Consider the following 4,759-nt stretch of genomic DNA (forward strand, 5'->3'; position numbering starts at 1 on the left):
ATATGTCTAGTGATGATGGCAAAGAGGTCACACCCGTTCCCATACCGAACACGGAAGTTAAGCTCTTTAGCGCCGATGGTAGTTGGGGGCTTCCCCCTGTGAGAGTAGGACGTCGCTAGGCAATTTAGACAGTTAGCTGTATGCTGGCTGTCTTTTTTATATAAAATTATACAAATAGTAATATATCAATAGTAAAAAATCGAGAAGCTTAAATTAGCTTCTCGATTTTTTTAGTTATTTAATTTAGCAAAAATTAATCTTTATATAGTCAAATATGCTCATTAGTATTTAGATATTTAATTATGCTTTCATGTTAATTCCGATGTAATATTACCCATAGCATAAAGAGGTAAAATTATGGCTTTTATAGGTATTATATATTAAAATAGGTAATAGTTATTTTTACATACTATTTGGATATAGATATGTAAAAAGTATAAGATAGGAGTGTAAATATTGATAATACTAGATAGACCTTATGTTTCGGACCTATTAGCGGACACAATTAGTAAGAATAAAATTCCGGTAATAAAATTAAATGAAGTTTTTATACCAAACGAATCTACTATAAATTTAAAAAAGGTAGACGATTTGTTGATTGAATTAGAGAAGGGGAATTCTCCAATTCTCTTTAACTCTGAAAATGGACTTAATATTTTATCAAAATATGCACCTAATCACTATTTAACAACTGTTACAGATATTTTGAAAAATAAAGTTACTTTCAGGAAAACATTAAGTAGACATTATAAAGATTTTTTTTTCACAGAAGTTTCTCTAAAAGAATTAGAAGAATTAGATCCTAGTGCTCTACCTTTCCCTATTATTGTTAAGCCTGTTATAGGGTATTCAAGTATAGGTGTACATCGTATTGATAAGGTAGAAGAATATCAAGAAACTATTAAACAACTTAAATTTGAAATGGAAGTTACAGGTTCAGAGTATCCAATCGAAGTTATTAATAATCAATCATTTATAATTGAAAAATTAATTGAAGGTGATGAGTACGCTGTTGATGTATATTTTACAGAAGATGGGGAACCTGTTATCTTAAATCTTTTTAAAAGAATGTTTAGGCATGAGAAAGACATGAGCGATAGAATTTACTATACGAGTAAGCAAGTAATAAATGAGTCTCTCAACAAAATTCAAGAGTTTTTAAGAACTATTTCATCGTTCTTCGCTTTAAAGTCTGCCCCTATACATATTGAAATTCGCATCGATAATGATGAACAGATTGTTCCTATTGAAGTAAATCCACTTAGATTTGCTGGTATCGGTACAAATGAACTTGGTGTTCATGCATATGGTGTAAATGCATGTGAGTACTTTTTTAAACAAGAAAAGCCTGATTGGGGAAATATAGTTAGTCAAATGGATGATTCAATTTATAGTTTTTGTTGTGCTGAAATAGATGCCTCTATTGATTGTAAGCAAGTTGTATCTATTAATCATGAAGCATTTAAACAAAATTTTGGTGAAATTTTAGAATATCGACCAATGAAAGTGAATGAAAGCTCTACTTTTGCTGTAATATTTCATAAATCACCGGATTTAAATGAGAATATAAGGTTATTGAATTTAGATCTGAATCAATATATAACATTAAAAGAATTGGAATTTGTTTAATTTTTATTGCAGATTAGGAGCGTTAATGATGTTTAAAGGTATGACAATTAGAAAGAAGATATTATTAAACGTATTAATGCCTATTGTTGTTATAAGCACAATTTTTAGTTTTGCCATTTTTTTCGTAGCTGAGCGTTTAATTGATGGGTATATTATTCCCCAGTTTGAAGAGAGCTTAACAATGAAAATGGAGGATTTTGATGAGCTATTTGATAAAGAATTAATCAATAGTGCTAAAACAAACAAAAGTGCATATCAAGAATTATTGTCTAGAGGAAATGCATTTCAAGAAAAGTATGATTTAGAAAATGTGTACATTATGAGTAAAGTAGATAATAAAGAAGTCATTTTATTTTTAGGAAATGACGATAAGTATTTATCTCCACTAGCGTTTACAGATGAACAAAAAGCAGCGCTAGGCACAACTAAAATGGTTACTAGTGATATTTATATAGATGATTACGGTGCTCATAAGTCTACATTTTTACAAGTTCAAGGAACAGATTCTGTCTTAGGATTGGATGAAGATGCAGATTTTATAGTTGATTTAGAAAACTTATTAATAAAAGTGTGTGTATTATTAGGACTTGTATTTATTGTGGTAAGTGGTATATTAGCATATTTCACTGCTAAAAGAATTTCTAAACCGTTAAATGAACTTGTAGATTATACTAAAGTAATTGCGGCTGGTGATTTAACACAGGAAATAAAAAATACAAGTAATGATGAAATTGGTCAACTTGCATCAAGTTTTAATAGTATGCAAGTACAGCTAAAAGAAGTTATAGGTCATGTATCCTTAACAGCAGACTATGTAGCAAATGGGTCTAAAGAATTGACTCAAAGTATAGAGCAAGTGACAGAAATGACTAATCAGGTATCGGCAGCGATTCAGGAAGTTTCAGTAAGTAGCGAAATGGTAACAAATGGGGCTATTCAAAATCAAATTGCGATTAGAGAAATTTCAGAGGGTATAGTAGAAATTACGGAATCTACCACGAATGTCTCTGATGAATCTATTAAGACATCTGAAGAATCCAATCAAGGTAATAATGTCATTCAACAATCCGTACAAGGAATTGATTCGATTAACGAGCTTTCAAAAGCCTCTATGCAAATGACAGAACAAATGCATCAACGTTCTATAGAAGTGGGACAAATTACAAATGTAATTACAAGTATTTCAGATCAAATTAATTTACTTGCATTAAATGCAGCTATTGAGGCTGCCCGGGCGGGTGAATATGGAAAAGGGTTTGCTGTTGTTGCAGATGAAATAAGACATTTAGCAGAACAATCTGCCCAATCTGCTAATGACATTACTAAATTAATCTCTGAAATGCAAAACAATTCTAATGAATCTGTTGACGCTATTACGAGAGTAGTAAATGAAATTGATCAAGAGACTGTCGCAATAAGATTGGCTGGAGATACTTTCAAAAAAATCTCATCTCTAATTTCAAACATTAGTATGAGAACGCAATCAATTGCTTCAACAGTAGAACAAATATCAGCAAGCTCTGAACAAGTATTAGGGACTACTGAGACAACTGTTCAATCATTGGAGCAAACATCAGCAGGTACCCAAAATATTGCTTCAACTATGCAAGAGCAATCTGCTTTTATGGAAGAAATGCTTGGAACAGCCAATCAAGTAAATGAGATGGTTGAAAACTTGAAAGGTCAAATTGCACATTTTAAAATTAAGTAATATAAGCAATAACATAAACTAAGTTAAAAGGATTAGCTCTAACTTGAACAGAGCTAATCCTTTTACTATTTTTAGATCTGTATGCCAGTATCAAAGTTGTATGTAAATTCGACAAATTACTCATTGAATTCGTTCTAAATTTATATAACTCTTTATATAATGTAACGATTACCTTAAAAAGGAGAGGGAATTTTGTGGATTGATGGTGTTTTTTCTGGTGGTGGTTTGAAGGGATTTGCCCTAGTGGGGGCGTATCAAGTATTAGAAGCTGAAAATTTCCGCTTTAAACGAGTAGCTGGAACAAGTGCGGGGGCCATATTAGCTGCTTTTATTGCTGCAGGATATAGTGGGAAAGAAATCCAGACTATGTTAGAAGAGTTGGATGTACCTTCATTATTAGATCCAAGGAGAACAATATTACCATTCCCGTTTATGAAGTGGATTAATGTTTATCACCATCTAGGTTTATATAAAGGAAAAGCATTAGAAAAATGGTTTTTTCAGAAATTAGCGGCAAAAGGTGTTTATACATTCGGAGATTTACCTAGAGATTCATTAAAGTTAGTAGCCTCAGATTTAACAAATGGTAGAATGATCGTGTTACCGGATGATTTACAAATTTATCATATTGATGCGGACAATTTTTCGGTTGCAAGTGCTTTACGTATGAGCTGTGGTATACCATTTTTCTTTGAACCCGTTACATTAAAAACAGGAAAAGGAGAGTCAGTTATTGTAGATGGCGGTGTATTGAGTAATTTCCCGTTATGGGTATTTGATGATAGAGCAGGACGTAAAGTGCGACCGATTATAGGGCTTAAATTGAGTAGACGTAGAGAAGAGCAGCACCCACATGAAATTAAAAATGGATTAAATCTATTTGAAGCTTTATTTTCTACTATGAAAGATGCTCATGATGAAAGATATATTTCAAGACGGCATGAAAGAGATATTATTTTCATTCCCGTTGATGATTATAGCGCCACTCAATTCGATTTAGATGAAGAGACGAAAGAAACGCTTTTAGAAATTGGTAGAAACCGTACTATTCAATTTTTAAAAACGTGGCCAAGATTTAGATTATAAACTTTAAAAAAATGAATAAAACTATTGACGCTCTATGAATTAGATGGTATTATATAAAAGTTGCTGTTGAACATGCAAATAGAACAATATAAAAATAAAATAACTGTTTGACATTATGTATAAAACATGTTATTATATAAAAGTTAACTCTTAACAAAGAGATAACAATTGTAAATGAACCTTGAAAACTGAACAAGCAAAACGTAATCAATAAAGTTTTTAGTAGCTAACCTTGAGTTGGTGAACAAAACAAAATTTTGGACATCAAACATGATGCCAGCAAAACAATTTGAGCTAATCAAATTTCTTTTTATGGAGAGTTTGATCCTGGCT

At 31.5% G+C, this 4,759-nt stretch carries 3 protein-coding genes and 1 rRNA gene; all 4 read left to right on the top strand.

From position 1 onward, the window contains the following. Window positions 1–5: 5 nt before the first annotated feature. The 4 genes from rrf (at window position 6) to MOK21_RS23565 (ending at window position 4,426) form a co-directional block, all read left to right on the top strand. Window positions 6–121: ribosomal RNA gene (rrf, locus tag MOK21_RS23550) — 5S ribosomal RNA — on the top strand. A gap of 335 nt (window positions 122–456) precedes the next feature. Further along, window positions 457–1,629: an ATP-grasp domain-containing protein gene (locus MOK21_RS23555; RefSeq protein ID WP_249076382.1), complete on the top strand. Its 1,173-nt coding sequence runs from the start codon at window positions 457–459 to the stop codon at window positions 1,627–1,629. A gap of 28 nt (window positions 1,630–1,657) precedes the next feature. Further along, complete coding sequence (locus tag MOK21_RS23560; RefSeq protein ID WP_249076383.1) at window positions 1,658–3,340, top strand: methyl-accepting chemotaxis protein; 1,683 nt, start codon at window positions 1,658–1,660, stop codon at window positions 3,338–3,340. A gap of 192 nt (window positions 3,341–3,532) precedes the next feature. Then, the gene (locus MOK21_RS23565) at window positions 3,533–4,426 is read left to right on the top strand and encodes a patatin-like phospholipase family protein (RefSeq protein WP_249076384.1); all 894 of its coding nucleotides are present in this window, start codon (window positions 3,533–3,535) and stop codon (window positions 4,424–4,426) included. The last annotated feature ends 333 nt before the right edge of the window (window positions 4,427–4,759 follow it).

This window comes from Lysinibacillus sp. BPa_S21 (genome assembly GCF_023337795.1).
In the GTDB taxonomy this organism is placed as follows: domain Bacteria; phylum Bacillota; class Bacilli; order Bacillales_A; family Planococcaceae; genus Lysinibacillus.